Genomic DNA, 15,197 nt, shown 5'->3' with positions numbered 1-15,197 from the left:
TATCGGCCCGCGCGTACCGGCCTTCCCGACCCGGTGGACGCGGAGGGCGGTGCGCTCCTTAGGCTGCACGCATGGCCGACGAATCCCCTCTGATCCGTAGTCTGCGCGCCGCGGTCGCCGCCGCCCCCGACGACGTTCCCCTGCGGCTGCACGTCGCCGAACTCCTCCTCGCCGAGGGCCGGAACGACGAGGCCGTCGCGGAGGCGGCCGTGGCGCTCCAGCACGCGCCCGGGGACGAGACCGCCCGCGCCCTGATGGCCCGCGCGATGGGCCTGCCGACGGCGGCCGCGGACACCGCACCACCGGCCCCCGCCCCGGATCCCTCCCCGGCCGCGGACCCCCCGGCCCCGGACCGTGCGGCTTCGCGGTCCGCCGCCGCCCCCGACCCGGCACCCGCCGCCTTCGACTGGGCCGCCGCCGAGCGGGAGATCGGAGACGTCGTCGGCCCCCGGTTCGTCGAGAGCCGAGCCGGGAGCGACACCGACGAGGCCGAGGACGGCGCCGACGGTGCGGACGACGGCGTGGAGCGGCCGTTGACCGCCGACGGCAGCGGCGACCCCGGCGACGCGTCCGCGTGGGACGTCGACGCCCCCGGATCCGTACGCCTCGCCGACGTCGGTGGCATGCAGCAGGTCAAGGACCGCCTGGAGGCCGCCTTCCTCGCCCCCATGCGCAACCCCGAACTGCGCAGGCTGTACGGCAAGTCGCTGCGCGGCGGTCTCCTCCTCTACGGACCGCCCGGCTGCGGCAAGACCTTCATCGCCCGGGCCGTCGCGGGCGAGCTCGGCGCGAGCTTCATGTCGATCTCGCTCTCCGACATCCTCGACATGTACATCGGCACGTCCGAGAAGAACGTCCACGACGTCTTCGAGACCGCCCGCCGCCAGGCCCCCTGCGTCGTCTTCCTCGACGAGCTGGACGCCCTCGGCGCCAAGCGCTCCCGTACGCACCACAGCGGCCTGCGCAACGTCGTGAACCAGCTCCTCACCGAACTCGACGGCGTCGACAGCGGCCCGGGCAACGACGGCGTCTTCGTGCTCGCCGCCACCAACGTGCCGTGGGACGTGGACCTCGCGCTGCGCCGCCCCGGCCGGCTCGACCGCACCCTGCTCGTGCTCCCGCCCGACGCCCCGGCCCGCGAGGCGATCCTCCGCTACCACCTGCGTGAGCGCCCCATCGAATCCGTCGACCTGGGCAAGCTCGTCAAGGTCACCGAGGACTTCTCCGGCGCCGACCTCGCCCATCTGTGCGAGACGGCTGCCGAGTCCGCGCTCCTGGACTCCGCCCGTACCGGCACCGTCCGCATGATCGGCATGAAGGACCTGCTCGGCGCGGCCCGGCAGATCAAGCCGTCCAGCGAGTCCTGGTTCGCGGCCGCCCGCAACGTCGCCATGTTCGCCAACGACGGCGGCATGTACGACGACCTGGTCGCCTACCTCAAGAAGAAGCGCAAGCTGTGACCGCGCCCGGCGCGAGCCAGGAGCTCCGGCGCGCCGACGCCCTCTACGACACCGGCCGGTACGAGCAGGCCGCCGCCCACGCGGCGCGGCACCTGGCGACCGACCCGGAGGACGCCACCGCGCTCGTGCTGCTCGCCCGCTGCCAGCACCGCCTGGGCCGCGAGGAAGAGGCCCTCGCCTCCGTCGAACAGGCCCTGCGCTCCGAGCCCGACGCGCTCGGCGGCTGGCTCATGCGCACGCACGTCCTGCTCGCGCTCAAGCGCTACGAGGAGGCCGAGTGGTCGGCCCGGCGCTCCGTGGAGCTGGCTCCCCAGTACTGGGGCAGCCACTACGCCCTCGGCAGCGTCCTCGACCGGTCCGTGCGCGCCGAGCGGAAGCTCGAGGCCTATCAGGCCGCCCGCGCCGCCGTCGCCCTCGCACCGGAGGAGAGCGACGCGCACTTCCTGGTCGGCCTCACCGCCCACCGCGTCGGCGACCACCGGCTCGCCCAGCGGGCCTACGAGACGGCGCTGCGGCTGAACCCGGAGAGCAGCGAGGCGCACAACAACCTCTCCCTGCTCCACCTGCGCCGCCGCTGGCTGCGGCCCGGCGCCTGGACGAAGGCCGCCGAGGGCTTCGTCGAGTCCGCGGCCCTCGACCTGAACGACCGGCAGGCCCGGTACAACCTGGAGACCATGGCCTGGGGCGCCGTCGCGGGTGCCCGCTGGGTCGCCCTGCTCGGCTTCGTCGCGTCGGCCGTCGGATCCTCGGCCGTCGACCCCGGTGCGAGCGCGGGGGAGGCCCTCGGCCCGCTCCTGGTGGGCGCGGCCGTGATCGTCGGAGGCTGGGGCGGCTGGGCGCTGTGGATGGCCCGGCGCGTCTCGCCCCGGCTGCGCCGCCCGCTCCTCCTGGTCGCGCGCAACTGCCGGCCGGTGGTGGCCATGGGCGTCGCCGTCGGGCTGCTCGCGCTGCACTCGGTGCTGACGATGGCGCTGTGGACGGTGGACGCCCCGGCCGTCGGGGCGCTCGGATTCCCGCTCTTCTGGGTCGTGGTGATCACCTACTGGGTGAGCCGCGCCGCGCTCCAGCGCCGCGCGCCCAAGCCCTGAGGTCCCTCGGGCGGCGGTGGCGCCGCGCGCCCGAGACCTCCGCCTCTCCGGCAGCCGTGGTGCCGCGCCCAGGGGCCCCGCCCCCGGTGCGGCCGATACGATGCCGAGGTACTGATCATCGGAGGCGAGGAGGCCCGGGCCATGGCCGGAGAGCCACAGAGCGACTGCCTGTTCTGCAAGATCGCGAACGGGGAGGTCCCGGCGACGATCGTCCGGGAGACGGAGACGACCGTCGCCTTCCGGGACATCAACCCCCAGGCGCCCACGCACGTGCTCGTCATCCCGCGACTCCACCACCCCGACGCCGCCTCCCTCGCGGCCGCCGAGCCGGCCGTGGCCGCCGACGTGCTGCGTGAGGCCGGGGAGATCGCCGCGCAGGAGAAGGTCGACGGCAGCGGCTTCCGGATCGTCTTCAACACCGGTGCGGGCGCCGGCCAGACCGTCTTCCACGCCCACGCGCACGTGCTCGGCGGCCGCGGGCTCAACTGGCCGCCCGGATAGGGGGAACCGGTCGTGTCCGTACGTGAACTGGTCGTCCTCGGCACGGCCAGCCAGGTCCCCACCCGGCACCGCAACCACAACGGCTATCTGCTGCGCTGGGACGGCCAGGGCATCCTCTTCGACCCCGGCGAGGGCACCCAGCGCCAGATGCTGCGGGCCGGCGTCGCGGCCCACGACATCGACCGGATCTGTGTCACGCACTTCCACGGCGACCACTCGCTCGGCCTGGCCGGGGTGATCCAGCGGATCAACCTCGACCAGGTCCCGCATCCGGTCGCCGCGCACTACCCGGCGAGCGGGCAGCGCTTCTTCGAACGGCTGCGGTACGCCACGGCCTACCGCGAGACCGTGAAGCTGGCGGAGGCCCCGGTCGCCGCCGACGGCCCCCTCGTCGTCACCGACGCGTACACGCTCGACGCGTACCGCCTCTCGCACCCCGTCGAGTCGTACGGCTACCGGCTGACCGAGCCCGACGGGCGGCGCATTCTTCCGGCGAAGCTCGCCGAGCACGGGATCAGGGGCCCGGACGTCGGCCGGCTCCAGCGCGAGGGCGTCCTCGACGGGGTCACGCTCGACCAGGTCAGCGAGGTGCGGCGCGGCCAGCGGTTCGCGTTCGTCATGGACACCCGGCTGTGCGACGGTGTGCGGGTGCTCGCGGAAGGCGCCGACATGCTCGTCATCGAGTCGACCTTCCTCGACGAGGACGTCAGGCTCGCCACCGACCACGGCCATCTGACGGCCGGACAGGCCGCCGGAGTGGCGCGCGAGGCGGGGGTACGGCATCTCGTGCTGACCCACTTCTCGCAGCGCTACGACGACCCGGCGGAGTTCGAACGCCAGGCGCGAGCGGCCGGGTTCGAGGGGGAGCTGAGCATCGCCCAGGACCTCATGAGGGTCCCCCTACCGAAAAGATAGATCCATGCCCCTCCCCAAGGCCGAACTGCACCTCCACATCGAGGGCACCCTGGAACCGGAGCTGGCCTTCGCGCTCGCCGCCCGCAACGGCGTGACCCTGCCGTACGCCGGCACCGAGGACCTGCGCAAGGCGTACCTCTTCGACGACCTGCAGTCCTTCCTCGACCTGTACTACGAGCTGATGGCCGTCCTGCGTACGGCCGAGGACTTCACCGAACTCGCCGACGCCTATCTGGCGCGGGCCGCGGCCCAGGGGGTCCGGCACGCCGAGATCTTCTTCGACCCGCAGGCGCACACGGCACGCGGCGTGGGCATCGGCACGGTCGTGGAGGGACTGGCGACGGCGCTGGACGGCGCGGAGGAGCGGCACGGCGTCTCCACCCGGCTGATCATGTGTTTCCTGCGCGACGAGTCCGCCGAGTCGGCGATGGCGACCCTGGAGGCGGCGAAGCCGTACCTGCACCGGATCACCGGTGTGGGCCTCGACTCGGCCGAGGTCGGCCACCCGCCGTCGAAGTTCCGCGAGGTCTACGCGGCGGCGGAGGCGCTCGGACTGCGCAAGGTCGCCCACGCGGGCGAGGAGGGGCCGCCGGCGTACATCCGCGAGGCCCTGGACCTCCTCGGCGTGGAGCGCGTCGACCACGGGCTGCGCGCGATGGAGGACCCCGGGCTGGTCGAGCGGCTCGTCCGCGAGCGGGTCCCGCTGACGCTGTGCCCGCTGTCGAACGTACGGCTGAGGGCGATCGACGTCCTGGAGGACCACCCGCTGGCCGCGATGATGGCGGCGGGTCTGAAGGTGACGGTCAACTCCGACGACCCGGCGTACTTCGGCGGCTACGTCGGCGACACGTTCGCCGCGGTGCGCGGCGCGCTGGATCTGAGCCGCGACCAGTTGCGGACGCTGGCCCGCAACTCCTTCGAGGCGTCGTTCCTCGAGGACGACGAGGCCCGCAGGCAGCGGTACCTCGCAGAGGTCGAGGCGTACGACTTCGACGCGGAGTAGCCGCGGGAGCCGCCCCCCCCCCCCGGGCCGGAGCGCCGGGCCGGGGGGCGGCGTGGACCGGCGGGCGGCACGACGCCGAACGGGGACGGGACGGCGAGTCGGCCGTCCCGTCCCGGCGTTCCAGGAACGGTCGTCTCCGCAGGTCAATGGGGGTGGAACGTTCCCGCGTCCCGCGTCGGCGGGGAACCATGGCGGCGGCGCCCGTCCGCCGGGCACGGTGGTGTCCAGCGCCGCCGGATCACCCGGCGCCGCGTCGGACAGATCCACGCCATCACCTACGGGGGAACACCCATGCGTACGTTCCGTAACCGCACCGCCGTCCTCGCCACCGCGGCCGGCGCCGTCCTCACCCTGACGCTCACCGCCTGTGGAGGGGACGGTTCGGTGCCGAAGGCGGCGGGCTCGGCCCCGGCCGGCTCCACCGCCTCCGTGGCAGGCGACCCCGTACCCGCCGCCTCCACCTCCACCGCGCCGCCCGCGTCGGGCGGCGGCGAGACGACGGACGGCGGCTCCACCAGCGGCGGGAACACCGGCACCGTGCGGGGGACCGGTGCCGGGAAGGCGACCGGCGGCCGGGCCGCCACGACCCGCGCCTGCACGCCCCAGGACGTCACCCTCAGCGCCGCGCTGGAGGACGGACCGCCCCACACCCACCTCGTCCTGACGGCGCGGAACACCTCGCGCCAGACCTGCCGGCTGAACGGTTTCCCGGAGATCCAGTTCCTGGAGAGCCACCGGCAGAACGTGCCGGCGGTCGCCAAGAGCAAGCCCGCCGCTCCCGTCCTCCTGACGGCCGGCGCCCCCGCCTACGCCCGGGTGAAGCTGTCGGACGGCGGTGTCGACGAGCACAACGAGCCGGTGACGGACTTCTCCGTCACGCTCCAGGGGAGCGACGAGGTGATCGCGGTGCGGGCGCCCGGCGCGGCGGGCATCGCCGTGGACCCGGCGAAGTGGCTGACCGGCTACTGGACGCCGCAGCTGCGGGACGGCGCGGACGAGTTCTGATCCGTACACCCGTGCCACGCGGGGTCGCCCTCCCGGCCGGAGCGCCCCGGTCGGCCCGGCGGCCGGGGCCCGCGGCGGCTCCGCGCGGCCCTGGGCGTCACGGCCGGTCGTCCCCGGGCGGGGAAGGCACGTCCGAAGGGCTCCGGGCGGCGGTTCACAGGACGTGGGTGATCCACCGCTGGAGCGCGGTGTGGGTCGCGTCGTCGAGCCGGCACAGCGCCTCGATGGCCGCCAGGTCGCCCGGCAGGGGCGCCACACCAGCCGTGGTGAGCGCCGCGTGCAGGTCCAGCCGGCGGCGGTCCTCCGGCTCCAGCGGCATCGGCAGGCGGCTCGCGGGGGCGGGTGCCGGCAGCGGGCGGTCGCCGTGCCCCATGATCCCCAGGACCGTCCGGGGGTCCTCGGGACCCTCGTGGGCGAGGGCGGCGGGGAAGCGGTAGGGGTCGAGGTCCGAGAGCGCGGTCGGGGCCATGGGGAAGGTCTGGAGCCCGTTCATGAGTGCCTCCTCAGGTGTCGTGCGACTGACCTGGAGGAGTACGGGACGGCTCGTGGCGGTTGCGGTACGTCCCGTTCACCACCCGGATGTCCCCTATCCCATCTCGTCACACAAAGGGCCCGGCGCCCGCGGGGCGGGCTGACCGGGGCGCTATCCCCGGTCGGCGGGGCGGGCCAGACGGAAGGAACGCTGGACGGCCCGGCGGGAGGTCGCCACGGGCAGCTCCGCGATCTCCTGCTCCGGGGCGCCGATCTGGGGCAGCAGGCCGGTGGAGGCGCTCGTCGTGCCCGCGACCACCGCAGCCGGGGCGCCGCCGCGGCGGCGGACGGAGCCCGGCACCAGCGGCCGGCCCGAGGTGTGCAGGGCGACCGCCGTCATCGGGGCCGCCACCAGGAGGAGCACGACGCAGAGCACGAGGCCCATGCCGGGGTACCCGGCCGCCTCCGACAGGACGCTGCCGACGACCGGTCCGCAGGCCACGCCCAGCGAGGACGCCGAGCCGACCAGCACCGCCCACCGGCCGCGCGGGTCCAGGGACGCGGCCAGACCCAGCAGGTAGGACAGGACCACCGGGTAGAAGAGGTTCCAGAGGACCTCGCCGGCCGCGAAGGCGGGCAGGCTCCCGGCCGCCGAACTCAGCAGGACGCAGCAGGCGATGACCGCCGTACCGGCCCCGATCGGCACGGCCCGGCCGAGGCGCGCGCCGAGCGCGCCCGCCGCGGTGACCCCGAGCAGACCGGCGCCGAGCGCCACCGCGAAGACGGCACCGACGGTGACCTCGCTCAGTCCGGCCTGGGTCAGCCCGATCCGGCCGCTCACGCCCCACAGCGCGTTCTGCGCCATCGACCACAGGACGATCCCCGCGGCCAGCACCATGCCCGAGCGCCGGTGGGGCAGCGGGGCGGAGACCGGTGCGGTCACCGTCACGGCCCTCCGCGCACCGCCCCGCCGGGGCCCGGCCGCCAGACCCGACGTCAGCGGCCAGACCAGCAGCGCCGCCAGGGCGATCGAGGCGAACGGCAGCGCGTGACCCCCGCCGAGGTGCGGCAGCGTCAGATAGAGCGCGCCCGCCGCCGCCGAGACCGACAGGAGGCCCAGCGTCGAGGCGCGGTGCGGGTCCCGTCGAGCGGCGATCCCGGTCGCGGCCACCGCCGTCGCCGTACCGGAGCCGAAGCCGCCGACGACCGCGCCGCCGACGACGAGCGGGACGCTCGCGCCGAGCGCGGCCGTGCCGTAGCCGAAGCCCATGGCCAGCAGGCCGATCCGCGCCGCGCGGCGCGGGCCGATCCGTTCCACGCGCGCGGCGAGCGTGAAACCGGCGGACGCGGAGGCGAGCAGGAGGACCGACCCCACCAGACCCGCCTGGGCGGGGGTGAGGCCGAGTCCGGCGGAGAGCCGGCCGACGACGGTCGGCAGGAGGTACGGGGCGAGGTAACCGGCCGTGAACAGGGCGACGAGAGGCCCCAGGGCGCGCGGGCGCGACAACATGGGCGTTCCAGAAGAGGAAGAAGAGGGGGTGGAGCGCCCGGTGTTGCACGGGATCGCGGAACTATGTAACCAAGTGACCGAGGCCGGGGAGAAGCCGGGAACACTCTCCCGGTGTGTGATCTGGGACACAATGGGTTTGGTGTCGGTTCCGACGGGTAGGGGCGGCCGCTTCCCGGCTCTGCCAACCCGCGTCACCCCACCCCCATCGGGCACACTGACCTGATCCGCACCACGACCGGGGAGCCGCCGTGACCACACCAAGGGGAGACCAGCAACACGACGCCGGGGTCGACCCGTTGGTGCGCCTGCGGGAACCCACCGACCCGGACTGCGACGTCTTCCTCACCGGCACCGTCTTCCTCGACATCATCTTCACCGGCCTGGACAGCGCCCCCGTGCGCGGCACCGAGTCCTGGGCCCGGGGCATGGGGTCCAGCCCCGGCGGGGTCGCCAACATGGCCACCGCGCTCGCCCGGCTCGGGCTGCGCACCTCGCTCGCCGCGGCCTTCGGCGACGATCACTACGGCGAGTACTGCTGGGACGCCCTCGAGCAGGGCGAGGGCATCGACCTCTCGCTCTCCCGCACCGTCCCCGGCTGGCACTCCCCGGTCACCGTCTCCATGGCGTACGAGGACGAGCGCACGATGGTCTCCCACGGCCACGAGGCCCCGCCGCTGGACGGTGCCCTGCCCGCCTATCCGCCCCACGCGCGCGCCGCCGTCGCCTCCCTCGCGCCGGGGCGCGCCGAGGAGTGGGTCGCCCAGGCGGCCCGCGGCGGGGCGAAGGTCTTCGCCGACGTCGGCTGGGACGAGACCGGCCGCTGGAACCTCGACGGGCTGACCGACCTGGAGCACTGCGAGGCATTCCTGCCCAACGCCCAGGAGGCGATGCGCTACACCCGCACCGACTGCCCGCGCGCCGCGGCCCGGGCCCTCGCCGACAAGGTCCGTTACGCCGTGGTCACGCTGGGTGCCGAGGGCGCCTACGCGGTCGACGGGGCCACCGGCGAGACCGCAGAGGTCCCCGCCATCCAGGTCTCCGCCCTCGATCCCACGGGCGCCGGGGACGTCTTCGTGGCCGGCTTCGTCACCGGAACGCTCGCCGACTGGCCGCTCGCGGACCGGCTGGCCTTCGCCGGGCTGACGGCCGCCCTGTCGGTCCAGGAGTTCGGCGGCTCGCTCTCCGCCCCCGGCTGGGGGGAGGTCGCCGCCTGGTGGCAGCACGTCCAGGGCCACGTCTGCCAGGACCCCGAGGCCCTGCGGGGACGCTACGCCTTCCTGGAGCGGCTGCTCCCGGCCGCCTCCCGGCCCTGGCCCCTGCGGCGGGCGGTCCCCACGATCGGCTTCCGGCGCAGCGCCTGAGCCAGGGCCCGCGGGGCCGGCCCGCCCCTGCGCCTGGTCCCTTCCTGCGCTTGGCCCGTGCCTGCGCCCGCCCCTGTCTGCGCCTGGCCCGTGCCCGCGCCGGCCCGCCCAGGCGCCGGTCGCACCGCCCGTGGAAAAGACTTCGGACTTGTCACCGCCAAGTCGTAGGCTTGGTCTCCAGAGGTTGTCGAGCGGCGAGAACCCTGCAACGGGAGGTATGTGCAGGCCACAGTGCCGGCCCATGACTCAGACACCCACAGCCCGCAATGGCGCACCGGGCGAGACCCGCGCCCACTTCACCGTCCCCGCCAAGCATCCGATGGTGACCGTTCTCGGCTCCGGTGACGCACTTCTGCGCGTGATCGAGAAGGCCTTCCCCAAGACGGACATCCACGTCCGGGGCAACCAGGTCAGCGCGGTCGGCGAGGCGGCGGAAGTCGCGCTGATCCAGCGCCTGTTCGACGAGATGATGCTGGTGCTCCGCACCGGGCAGCCGATGACGGAGGACGCAGTGGAACGCTCGATCGCCATGCTCAGGGCGAGCGAGAACGGCAAGGCGGAGGCAGGCCAGGAGACCCCGGCCGAGGTGCTCACGCAGAACATCCTCTCCAGCCGCGGACGCACCATCCGCCCCAAGACCCTCAACCAGAAGCGCTATGTCGACGCCATCGACAAGCACACGGTCGTCTTCGGCATCGGCCCGGCCGGTACCGGCAAGACGTACCTGGCCATGGCCAAGGCGGTCCAGGCCCTGCAGTCCAAGCAGGTCACCCGGATCATCCTGACCCGGCCGGCGGTCGAGGCGGGCGAGCGTCTCGGCTTCCTGCCGGGCACGCTCTACGAGAAGATCGACCCCTATCTGCGGCCTCTGTACGACGCGCTGCACGACATGCTCGACCCCGACTCGATCCCGAAGCTGATGGCCGCGGGCACGATCGAGGTCGCCCCGCTGGCGTACATGCGCGGTCGCACGCTCAATGACGCGTTCATCATTCTCGACGAGGCGCAGAACACCAGCCCCGAGCAGATGAAGATGTTCCTGACGAGGCTCGGCTTCGACTCGAAGATCGTCATCACCGGCGACATCACCCAGGTCGACCTGCCCGGCGGCACCAAGAGCGGTCTGCGCCAGGTGCAGGAGATCCTGGAAGGCCTGGACGACGTCCACTTCTCCCGGCTCACGTCCCACGATGTCGTACGGCACAAGCTCGTCGGCCGTATCGTCGACGCGTACGAGCAGTACGACAGCCGCAACGGGAAGTAGACCAGCCGCACCATGTCGATCGACGTCAACAACGAGTCCGGAACCGAGGTCGACGAGCAGGCGATCCTCGACATCGCCCGCTACGCCCTCACCCGGATGCGCATCCACCCGCTCTCCGAGCTCTCGGTGATCGTCGTGGACGAAGAGGCCATGGAGCAGCTGCACATCCAGTGGATGGACCTCCCCGGTCCGACGGACGTCATGTCCTTCCCGATGGACGAGCTGCGCCCGCCGTCGAAGGACACCGAGGAGCCCCCGCAGGGGCTCCTCGGCGACATCGTGCTCTGCCCCGAGGTCGCCAAGAAGCAGGGCGAGGAGGCGCCGACCGGGCACTCCATGGACGAGGAGCTCCAGCTGCTGACCGTCCACGGCGTGCTGCACCTCCTGGGCTACGACCACGAGGAGCCCGACGAGAAGGCCGAGATGTTCGGCCTGCAGGCGGCCATCGTCGACGGCTGGCGCGCGGAGAAGGGCCACACCGGCCCGTCCCCCGCCCCGACCGTCTCCTGACGGCGCGCGGCACCCGATGAACGCATCGCTGATCCTCGGCGCGGTCGCCCTGGTCATCGTCGCCTGGCTCGCCGCCTGCGCCGAGGCCGGGATCGCCCGCGTCTCCAGCTTCCGCGCCGCCGAGGCCGTACGGTCCGGGCGGCGCGGCGCCGACAAGCTCACCCAGGTCGCCTCCGACCCCACGCGCTACCTCAACGTCGCGCTGCTCGTCCGCGTCTCCTGCGAGATGGCGGCCGGCGTCCTCGTCACGTACGCCTGCCTCGAGGAGTTCTCCCGCACCTGGGAGGCGCTGCTCATCGCCATAGGGGTGATGGTCCTCGTCTCGTACGTCGCCGTCGGCGTATCGCCACGGACCATCGGCCGCCAGCACCCGCTGAACACGGCGACCGCCGCCGCGTACGTCCTGCTGCCGCTGGCCAGGATCATGGGCCCGATCCCGCAGCTGCTCATCCTCATCGGCAACGCCCTCACCCCCGGCAAGGGATTCCGCAAGGGCCCCTTCGCCTCCGAGGCGGAGCTGCGGGCCATGGTCGACCTCGCCGAGCAGGAGTCGCTGATCGAGGACGACGAGCGCCGTATGGTGCACTCCGTCTTCGAGCTCGGCGACACGCTCGTCCGCGAGGTGATGGTCCCGCGGACCGACCTGATCTGCATCGAGCGGTTCAAGACCGTCCGCCAGGCCCTCACGCTGGCGCTGCGCTCCGGCTTCTCCCGCATCCCCGTCACCGGCGAGAACGAGGACGACATCGTCGGCATCGTGTATCTGAAGGACCTGGTCCGCAAGACGCACATCAACCGGGACGCCGAGGCCGATCTGGTCTCGACGGCGATGCGGGCGGCCGCCTTCGTGCCCGACACCAAGAACGCCGGCGACCTGCTGCGGGAGATGCAGCAGGAGCGCAACCACGTCGCCGTCGTCATCGACGAGTACGGCGGCACGGCCGGGATCGTCACCATCGAGGACATCCTGGAGGAGATCGTCGGCGAGATCACCGACGAGTACGACCGCGAGCTGCCGCCGGTCGAGGAGCTGGGCGACGCGCGCTACCGCGTCACGGCCCGCCTCGACATCGGCGACCTCGGCGAGCTGTACGGGCTCGGCGCCGACGAGTACGACGACGAGGACGTGGAGACCGTCGGCGGCCTCCTCGCCAAGGCGCTGGGCCGGGTGCCGATCGCCGGGGCCAAGGCGGTCGTGAAGCTGCCGGACGGGCGCTCGCTGCGGCTGACGGCCGAGTCCCCCGCCGGCCGCCGGAACAAGATCGTCACCGTCCTGGTGGAACCGGAGGAGACGCCGGAGTGACCCCCGACGAGCTGCGCGCCTTCTGCCTGGACTTCAACGACGCGACGGAGGAGTTCCCCTTCACCCCGGAGACCTCCGTCTTCAAGGTCGCCGGAAAGATGTTCGCGCTCTCGGCGCTGGACGCGGAGCCGCTCCGGATCAATCTCAAGTGCGAACCGGAGGAGGCCGAACGCCTCCGGGAGGAGCACCCGGCCGTCGCTCCCGGCTACCACATGAACAAGCGGCACTGGAACACGGTGACCGTCGGCGGACTCCCGGACCGCATGGTCCGGGAGCTCATCGAGGACTCCTACGACCTGGTGGTCGCCGGCCTCCCCAAGGCGGTACGCCTCCGCCTGGACCGGCCCTGAGGTCACCGGGCCGTCCCTACCCTCGCTCGCGCAGGCCCAGGGCCACCACCAGGGCCGCCATCAGGACGACCGCCGCGTCGACGGCCAGGACGGTGCGGACGCCGCCGTAGAGGTCCCCGCCGGTGGTCGCGAGGACCCCGAGCAGCGGGATGCCGACGGTGAGGCCGACCTGCCGGGTCGTCGCCCAGTACCGGGCCGCCTGCTCGGACCGCCCGGAGGACGACGGCTTCCGCGCGGTGATCGAGGAGGCCCGGGAGGCGAGCCCGGAGTTCGCCGCGCTGCGGGAGCGGCGGGACGTCATGCCGGGCGGCCAGGTCCGCAAGGAGCTTCAGCACCCGCTGGTCGGCACGCTGGTCGTCGAGTCCACCCAGCTCAGGGTCCCGGCCCGGCCGGACCTGGTGATCGTGAGGCACACCCCGCTGGCGGAGGCGGACACGGAGGCGAAGCTGGAGTGGCTGGTCTCCCCGGAGGGCCGGCGCGGGGCGATGTTCCCGGTGGCGGGCTGAACGGAGCGGTCCGGTCGGCCGGCATCCGGGAGGACCGGGGAGGGCGGTACCTGCTCACAGGACCGTCACAGGCGACCTATATCCTCCTCAAGATCCGGCCGCTCCCCCTCCCACCGGTGCCGGTCCCTCCCAACTCACCCGCACCCACAAGGGGTTCCGTTCACCATGCGCACTCGCATCCGCCACGGCCTGGCGGCCGCTCTCACCGTCTCCGCGCTCTCCCTGGTCGCCGCGTGCGGCGGCTCGGACGGCGGCAAGGACGGCGGCAAGGACAAGGCCGCCGACAAGCCCGCCGAGCAGACCACGTCGGCTGCCCCGGCGGCCGCCTCGCCGCTGACGACCGCGCAGATGAAGGCCGCCGTCCTGGAGCTGAAGGACCTGCCCTCGGGCTGGAAGACCACCAAGCACGAGGAGTCCTCGGCCGTCTACAAGGTCGACAAGCCCGAGTGCGAGCCGCTCGCCCCCATGCTCGGCGGCGACATCGCCGGCGCCACCAAGGGCGCGAGCGCCGACTTCGCCGTGGGCAACAACGACTCCGAGATCTCCGAAGAGGTCGTGACCTTCGCGGATGCCGGCGCCGCGGACTACATCAAGAAGCTGGGCACCGCTCTGGACGCCTGTCCCGCGTTCACCGCCGACGTCGACGGCAGCAAGATGAAGGTGGCCGTCAAGAAGATCACCGCCCCGCAGGGGGCCGAGGAGGCGCTCGCCCTGCAGATGTCGACGGAGGTCGCGCCCGGCATCACGATCGAGCCGAACATCGTCCTCGTTCGCCAGGGCGCCGGCGTCATGCGCTTCCTGCACCTCGCCGACGCCGCCGGGAAGAAGGACTTCGACGCCCTCGCCAAGGTCGCCACCGACAAGTTCGTCAAGGGCGCCCAGAGCTGACCCCGTGCCCCGGCCTATCCTCGGGGCATGACACTCAACCGCGAGCACGGCGATCTCGGCGCCGAGGACCTCAAGATCATCACGCTGGCGCGCAGCGCCCGCGCCCGCAACGGTGTGCCGGAGGGTGCGGCGGTACGGGACGAGACCGGCCGCACCTACGTGGCGGGGACCGTGGCCCTGGAGTCGCTCAAGCTGAGCGCGCTGCAGACCGCGGTCGCCATGGCCGTGGCCAGCGGGGCCCGGTCGCTGGAGGCCGCCGCCGTCGTCTCGAACGCCGACGCCGCCTCCGACGCGGACCGCGCGGCGGTTCGGGACCTCGGCGGGGCCGAGACCCCGGTCCTGCTCGCCGGTCCGGACGGGCAGCTGCGCGTGGCGGTCACGGCCGGCTGAGGCCGCAGGCCCGACGTGGCGCTTCGGAGGACTGTCCGCAGCGCCGACCCGGAGCGCCCGCCCGGAGGGCCGTCCCGAAGGACTCGCGGACGGCCTCGAAGGCTTCCGGGGCCCGGGAGGCCCACCGGCGCGGACGACGCGCGCGGGGGTCCGGCGTCCCGCCGGGCCCCAGGCGGGCGGTCGGGGCCCGGGTCCACCTCCGGGTGACCGGCCCCACCGTGCCCGCCCTCGCCGTCGAGGACGTCACCCTCGCCCAGGACCGGCCGCCGGTCCCCGGCGCCGGCACGAGCGGCGCCCTCCTGTCGTACACCCTGCACAACCGGGGCAACATCACCCTGGACCCGAAGGTCGTCCTGCGCGCCGAGGGCCTCTTCGGCCGCACCCTGCTCGACCGCGACCTCACGGGGATCCCCGCCGAGCCGCTGCCCCGGGGCAGAAGATCCGCCTGACGGAGCGGTGGACGGGATCACCGCGGTTCGACTGGGGTGACGTGACCCTGACGGCCACGGCGAGGGACGTGCGGGAGACGGCGCGCGTGCGCTTCCTGGCGCTGCCGTGGCTCGCCGCGGCGACCGTCCTCGCCGGGGCGGCGGCGGCGCTGATCGGCCTGCGGCCGCGACGCCGGCGGGCTCTGCGTACGTGACGAGGTCCCGCATCGGGGAGAATGGCCTC

General features: G+C 73.5%; 15 protein-coding genes and 3 pseudogenes. 15 read left to right on the top strand and 3 right to left on the bottom strand.

The window, feature by feature from the left end; translation table 11 throughout:
* Positions 1 to 71 precede the first annotated feature (71 nt).
* The 6 genes from AB0K65_RS23005 (at position 72) to AB0K65_RS22980 (ending at position 5,972) form a co-directional block, all read left to right on the top strand.
* The gene (locus AB0K65_RS23005) at positions 72 to 1,460 is read left to right on the top strand and encodes an ATP-binding protein (protein ID WP_365719382.1); all 1,389 of its coding nucleotides are present in this window, start codon (positions 72 to 74) and stop codon (positions 1,458 to 1,460) included.
* A complete protein-coding gene (locus AB0K65_RS23000; RefSeq protein WP_365719380.1) occupies positions 1,457 to 2,548 on the top strand; it encodes a tetratricopeptide repeat protein in 1,092 nt (363 codons plus the stop codon). Before AB0K65_RS23005 ends, AB0K65_RS23000 begins: the two co-directional genes overlap by 4 nt.
* 141 nt (positions 2,549 to 2,689) lie before the next feature.
* Positions 2,690 to 3,049: a histidine triad nucleotide-binding protein gene (locus AB0K65_RS22995; protein WP_365719378.1), complete on the top strand. Its 360-nt coding sequence runs from the start codon at positions 2,690 to 2,692 to the stop codon at positions 3,047 to 3,049.
* 12 nt (positions 3,050 to 3,061) lie between these two features.
* A complete protein-coding gene (locus AB0K65_RS22990) occupies positions 3,062 to 3,964 on the top strand; it encodes a ribonuclease Z (protein WP_365719376.1) in 903 nt (300 codons plus the stop codon).
* Positions 3,965 to 3,968: 4 nt separating this feature from the next.
* Positions 3,969 to 4,967, top strand: a complete 999-nt coding sequence (locus AB0K65_RS22985; protein ID WP_365719374.1) for an adenosine deaminase — start codon at positions 3,969 to 3,971, stop codon at positions 4,965 to 4,967.
* Between the two features lie 291 nt (positions 4,968 to 5,258).
* Positions 5,259 to 5,972, top strand: a complete 714-nt coding sequence (locus AB0K65_RS22980) for a DUF4232 domain-containing protein (RefSeq protein ID WP_365719372.1) — start codon at positions 5,259 to 5,261, stop codon at positions 5,970 to 5,972.
* 154 nt (positions 5,973 to 6,126) lie between these two features.
* Here the strand turns inward: AB0K65_RS22980 and AB0K65_RS22975 are convergent, their stop codons facing one another.
* Both AB0K65_RS22975 and AB0K65_RS22970 read right to left on the bottom strand, forming a co-directional pair.
* A complete protein-coding gene (locus tag AB0K65_RS22975; RefSeq protein WP_365719370.1) occupies positions 6,127 to 6,465 on the bottom strand; it encodes a hypothetical protein in 339 nt (112 codons plus the stop codon).
* 150 nt (positions 6,466 to 6,615) lie between these two features.
* Entirely contained in the window at positions 6,616 to 7,953 is a 1,338-nt protein-coding gene (locus tag AB0K65_RS22970) for an MFS transporter (protein WP_365719368.1), read from the bottom strand.
* A gap of 248 nt (positions 7,954 to 8,201) precedes the next feature.
* On the opposite strand from AB0K65_RS22970, the gene AB0K65_RS22965 reads away from it, so the two are divergent.
* The 5 genes from AB0K65_RS22965 to AB0K65_RS22945 all read left to right on the top strand — a co-directional run bounded on the left by AB0K65_RS22965 (position 8,202) and on the right by AB0K65_RS22945 (position 12,741).
* Positions 8,202 to 9,314, top strand: a complete 1,113-nt coding sequence (locus AB0K65_RS22965) for a PfkB family carbohydrate kinase (RefSeq protein WP_365719366.1) — start codon at positions 8,202 to 8,204, stop codon at positions 9,312 to 9,314.
* 241 nt (positions 9,315 to 9,555) lie between these two features.
* Positions 9,556 to 10,578 (top strand): PhoH family protein, encoded by a 1,023-nt coding sequence (locus AB0K65_RS22960; RefSeq protein ID WP_365719364.1) that lies wholly within the window; start codon positions 9,556 to 9,558, stop codon positions 10,576 to 10,578.
* A 12-nt stretch (positions 10,579 to 10,590) separates the two neighbouring features.
* Positions 10,591 to 11,088, top strand: a complete 498-nt coding sequence (ybeY, locus tag AB0K65_RS22955) for an rRNA maturation RNase YbeY (RefSeq protein ID WP_365719362.1) — start codon at positions 10,591 to 10,593, stop codon at positions 11,086 to 11,088.
* 16 nt (positions 11,089 to 11,104) lie between these two features.
* Positions 11,105 to 12,391, top strand: coding sequence for a hemolysin family protein (locus AB0K65_RS22950; protein WP_365719360.1), 1,287 nt, complete (start codon positions 11,105 to 11,107; stop codon positions 12,389 to 12,391).
* The gene (locus AB0K65_RS22945; RefSeq protein WP_365719358.1) at positions 12,388 to 12,741 is read left to right on the top strand and encodes an MmcQ/YjbR family DNA-binding protein; all 354 of its coding nucleotides are present in this window, start codon (positions 12,388 to 12,390) and stop codon (positions 12,739 to 12,741) included. Before AB0K65_RS22950 ends, AB0K65_RS22945 begins: the two co-directional genes overlap by 4 nt.
* A 16-nt stretch (positions 12,742 to 12,757) precedes the next feature.
* On the opposite strand, the pseudogene AB0K65_RS22940 reads toward AB0K65_RS22945, so the two are convergent.
* A pseudogene (locus AB0K65_RS22940) lies at positions 12,758 to 12,922 on the bottom strand (MFS transporter); the annotation flags it as partial.
* Between AB0K65_RS22940 and AB0K65_RS22935 the strand changes: the two are divergent.
* The 4 genes and pseudogenes from AB0K65_RS22935 to AB0K65_RS22920 all read left to right on the top strand — a co-directional run.
* A pseudogene (locus tag AB0K65_RS22935) lies at positions 12,915 to 13,247 on the top strand (XRE family transcriptional regulator); the annotation flags it as partial. The pseudogenes AB0K65_RS22940 and AB0K65_RS22935 sit on opposite strands and share 8 nt — an antisense overlap.
* A 165-nt stretch (positions 13,248 to 13,412) precedes the next feature.
* Positions 13,413 to 14,135 carry a hypothetical protein gene (locus AB0K65_RS22930; protein WP_365719356.1) on the top strand — a complete coding sequence of 241 codons (723 nt, stop codon included), beginning with the start codon at positions 13,413 to 13,415 and terminating at the stop codon, positions 14,133 to 14,135.
* A 27-nt stretch (positions 14,136 to 14,162) separates the two neighbouring features.
* The gene (locus AB0K65_RS22925) at positions 14,163 to 14,525 is read left to right on the top strand and encodes a cytidine deaminase (protein ID WP_365719354.1); all 363 of its coding nucleotides are present in this window, start codon (positions 14,163 to 14,165) and stop codon (positions 14,523 to 14,525) included.
* Positions 14,526 to 14,677: 152 nt separating this feature from the next.
* Positions 14,678 to 15,168: pseudogene (locus tag AB0K65_RS22920) on the top strand (DUF916 domain-containing protein); the annotation flags it as partial.
* Between the last annotated feature and the right edge of the window lie 29 nt (positions 15,169 to 15,197).

It is taken from the genome of Streptomyces sp. NPDC053755 (genome assembly GCF_040677675.1).
GTDB lineage: Bacteria > Actinomycetota > Actinomycetes > Streptomycetales > Streptomycetaceae > Streptomyces.
Note: the sequence above shows the minus strand (reverse complement) of the source record. Positions and strands in the feature narration are given on the sequence as shown.